General features: G+C 64.8%; 4 protein-coding genes. All 4 read right to left on the bottom strand.

Translation table 11 applies throughout. The annotated features are described in order from the left end of the window. Positions 1-25: 25 nt before the first annotated feature. Positions 26-571 (bottom strand): hypothetical protein, encoded by a 546-nt coding sequence (locus VJ307_09775; protein ID HJX74431.1) that lies wholly within the window; start codon positions 569-571, stop codon positions 26-28. A gap of 161 nt (positions 572-732) precedes the next feature. Further along, complete coding sequence (locus VJ307_09770) at positions 733-1,248, bottom strand: ferritin family protein (protein HJX74430.1); 516 nt, start codon at positions 1,246-1,248, stop codon at positions 733-735. Between the two features lie 121 nt (positions 1,249-1,369). After that, entirely contained in the window at positions 1,370-3,175 is a 1,806-nt protein-coding gene (gene typA, locus VJ307_09765) for a translational GTPase TypA (GenBank protein ID HJX74429.1), read from the bottom strand. Positions 3,176-3,188: 13 nt separating this feature from the next. Next, positions 3,189-3,661 (bottom strand): hypothetical protein (locus VJ307_09760; GenBank protein HJX74428.1); only part of this gene is annotated, 473 nt, incomplete at its 5' end.

The following is a 3,661-nucleotide window of genomic DNA, read 5'->3' as shown; positions in this document are numbered from 1 at the left end:
GCGGGTTCGGTATAAAAGTCGATTCTTATCGAATAGTTCCCGGCCGGGCTGGCGGCGGCATCGGCTGGATCTCTTTGAACCGCGGGTTGTGCGGATTGTGGCAATGGGCGCACAGCAGATACTCCTTCCTCCCATTCCATTGCCCCGTCCGCTTCCCGTGAATGCCTACCTTCCAATCCCGGTACTTGTCCCCGTGGCACTGGCCGCAAAGCCTGTAGCTCTCCGTAAAGTCGATCAACTGACCGGATGCAAGCCGCAACTTGTCGCGGTTTTTTTCGTCGTGGCAGTCCAGGCACCAGCGTTCTTTTTCGGCGTGGTTTTTCAATAGGATATTGGTGTGCTCTTCCTTGAGTTCCCGGCGCTTCGGGTTCGGGGTCATGCCGGAGTGGCATTCGGAGCAGGGGAAGATCCCCTCCGTGAATGGCGGGGGCGGGACCATGTAGTCCTCGCTCTCCCCCTTCGGGGGCGTCAGCCAGAATTCACGGCGCGCTGCGTGCCCCGCGACTGCGACAAAAATCACGACTGCCACCAGAGCAAACGCGACAAGGAAGTACATCGTACGGTTTTTCATTTCACGCCTCATTCGCCTGGAGGGAATATGGCAGGCATCAATCGTAAATTATTCCTATTATACACCGGACCTGCGCCCCCCCTAAAAGTTTTCCCCTTCCCCGGCCTCCGACCCTTCGCGCCCGGGGGATCCGCGGGGGCCGCCCGATGCGGGACGCCCCCTTACCCGTCCTGCATCCGGAGTCCCCTCCTCTCGAGGAAATCGAGATATTCGTAGATGATGTTGAAGTGGCTGTCTTCCTCGGTCGAAAGAAGCTTGAAGAACCTCTTCTCCTGGGGATGGGTCGCGGCTTTCGACATCCGTATGTACATCTCCCGCCCTTCCGCCTCGAACGCCAAGGCTTTGCGCATCCCGTCCGCGGCGTCCCCGGAGATGACCTTCTCCTTCCGGATCCGGCTGTGCTCCCGACGGAACTGCCTCATCCGGGCGTCGTGGGGCGCCGAGGGCACTTTGGGGAATCTCCCCTCCTCCTCGAGCTCCCTGGCGATCGCCTGGATATCCTCCATGTGCTTCGTCTCCATCTGCGCCAAAAGGGCGAACACCTGCTTGGCGAACGGGTCCGCGCTCTTGTCCGCGGCCGCGGTGAAAAGCCGTTTCCCCTCCCTCTCGAACCGCAACGCCCGCATCAACGCGCCGGCGGGGCCTCTCTTTTCCTTCGCAGGACCGGTTTTCGGCATCTTTTCCCCCCCTTGGAAAAAAACTGGTTGAGTTTTTTATTATGCATCCCCGACCGCCGGCTTTCCAGCGCTTTTCGCCGGCCGGTGGCGGGAAATTCCCACTCGCGCCGCGCCCCGGCCGCTATTCCTTCCTCCGCGGGCGGCGGCCTGCCGGGAGGATCTTCTTCCGGAGGCGGACCGACCCCGGCGTCACCTCGACCAGCTCGTCTTCGTTGATGAATTCGATCGCTTTCTCCAGGGACATGATCCGGGGAGGGACCAGGCGCAGCGCCTCGTCGGCGCCCGCCGCGCGGATGTTGGTGAGTTTTTTCTCCTTGGTCGCGTTGACGTCCATGTCCACCGGGCGCGAATTCTCCCCGATGATCATCCCCTCGTACACGCGCTCCCCCTCCCCGAGGAACAGGGTGCCCCGCGGCTGGAGATGGTAGAGGGCGTACGCGGTGGACCTCCCCGCGCGGTCGGCGACCAGCACCCCCGCGACCCGGTCCCGGATGGCGCCCTGCCACGGCTCGTAGCCGTCGAACAGGTGGTTCATCAGCCCCGTGCCCCGCGTCTCGGTCAGAAACTCCGAGCGGAAACCGATGAGCCCCCGGGAGGGAATCCGGTACTCGAGCCTGACCCTCCCCCGTCCCGGGTTGACCATCTTCACCATCTTCCCCCTGCGGGCCCCCGCGCTCTGCGTCACGGCCCCGAGGTACGCTTCGGGAACGTCGAGGAAGAGCGACTCGACCGGCTCCAGGAGGACGCCGTTCTTCGTCCTCGTGACGACCTCCGGGCGGGAGACGGAGAGCTCGAACCCCTCGCGGCGCATCATCTCGATGAGGATCGCCAGCTGCAGTTCGCCCCGCCCCATCACCGTGAAGGAGTCGGTCCCCGAGAAATCGATCCGCAGCGCCACATTGCCCAGCAGTTCCTTCTCCAGGCGTTCGCGAAGCATGCGCGACGTGACGAGGCTCCCCTCCTGGCCGGCGGAGGGCGACGTGTTGATCGAGAAGACCATGGAGACGGTGGGCTCGTCGACCGCGATCCGGGGGAGCGTCCGCGGGTTCTCCGCGTCGGACAGCGTGTCTCCGATCGTGGCCCCCTCCGCCCCCGCCAGCGCGACGATGTCCCCCGCGAATGCCTCGCCGACCTCCTTTCTCGACAACCCGTCGTAGATGTACAGGACCGTCACCTTGACCCGCTCCACGGCTCCTTCCTTCCCGCACACCGCAACCGTCTCCCCCGCGTGGACGGTACCGTGAACGATCCGCCCGACCGCCAGCCGGCCCACGTAATCGCTGTAGTCGAGGTGCGTGACGAGGAGCTGGAGGACTCCCTCGGGGTCTCCGGAAGGGGGCGGAATGTGGGAGAGGATCCGGTCGAACAGCGGGCGGAGGTCGGAAGCCCCCTCCCCGTCCAACTCCCGGGCCTTGCCCGCCCGGGCGTTCGTGAGGAGGATGGGGAAATCCAGCTGCCCCTCGGCCGCGTCCAGGTCGATGAACAGGTCGTACACCTCGTTGATCACCTCGCCGACTCTCGCGTCCGGGCGATCGACCTTGTTCACGACCAGGACGACGGGGAGGTCCAGCTCCAGCGCCTTCTTGAGCACGAAGCGCGTCTGCGGGAGCGGCCCCTCGGAGGCGTCGACGAGGAGCAAGACCCCGTCGACCATCTTGAGCGTCCGCTCCACCTCGCCGCCGAAGTCGGCGTGCCCCGGGGTGTCCACGATGTTGATCTTCACGCCGCGGTAGACCACCGCGGCGTTCTTCGCCATGATCGTGATCCCCTTCTCCCGCTCCAGGTCGATGGAGTCCATCACGCGGTCGGGGACGACCTGTTTCTCCCGAAAGATGCCGCTCTGCTTGAGCATCGCGTCGACCAGCGTCGTCTTTCCGTGGTCCACGTGGGCGATGATCGCCACGTTCCGGATGGCAGGCGGGGTCATGCGCGGAGATCCTTCACGCGTAGGAGCGTTCGAAAAGCTCCCGGATGGCCAGGCGGCCGTTCTCCTCGAGGAACCGGGTTCCGGTCCCCGTGAATCGCGGGCTCCGGATCCTGGGCTCCCCCGCGTCCGTCACTTCGACCCACCGTTCTTCGGCCCAGCGGAACCACCGGTCGGCATCCTGATCGAAGACGAAGATCGGCTTGTTGCAGAGCTTCGCGAACTCGGCTCCCCAGCCCGTTCCGCCGCGGACGGTCTTGTCCTCGAGGATCTTCCCGATCACGTAGATCTCCTGCCCCGCGTTGACCTGGTACCAGATCGTCTGGAGCACCTTCCGGATCCGGGGGGCGTCCGAGTAGGTCCGGTTCATCAGCCGGGAGACGTAGGAGAGACTGACGTCCCCGTTGCGGAGCTCCTCGCGGCTCAGCACCCGGACTCCCCGGGTCCGCGCGATGTCGCTCCCCTCGAAGGTGAAATGGATCTCCTCGA

It is taken from the genome of Candidatus Deferrimicrobiaceae bacterium (assembly GCA_035256765.1).
Lineage (GTDB): Bacteria > Desulfobacterota > Deferrimicrobia > Deferrimicrobiales > Deferrimicrobiaceae > CSP1-8.
This window is presented reverse-complemented; position numbering and strand designations above follow the sequence as displayed.

Coding starts and splice junctions, on each gene's coding strand:
- VJ307_09775 (HJX74431.1), bottom strand. CDS start 571: ATGAAAAACCGTACGATGTACTTCCTTGTCGCGTTTGCTCTGGTGGCA.
- VJ307_09770 (HJX74430.1), bottom strand. CDS start 1,248: ATGCCGAAAACCGGTCCTGCGAAGGAAAAGAGAGGCCCCGCCGGCGCG.
- typA (HJX74429.1), bottom strand. CDS start 3,175: ATGACCCCGCCTGCCATCCGGAACGTGGCGATCATCGCCCACGTGGAC.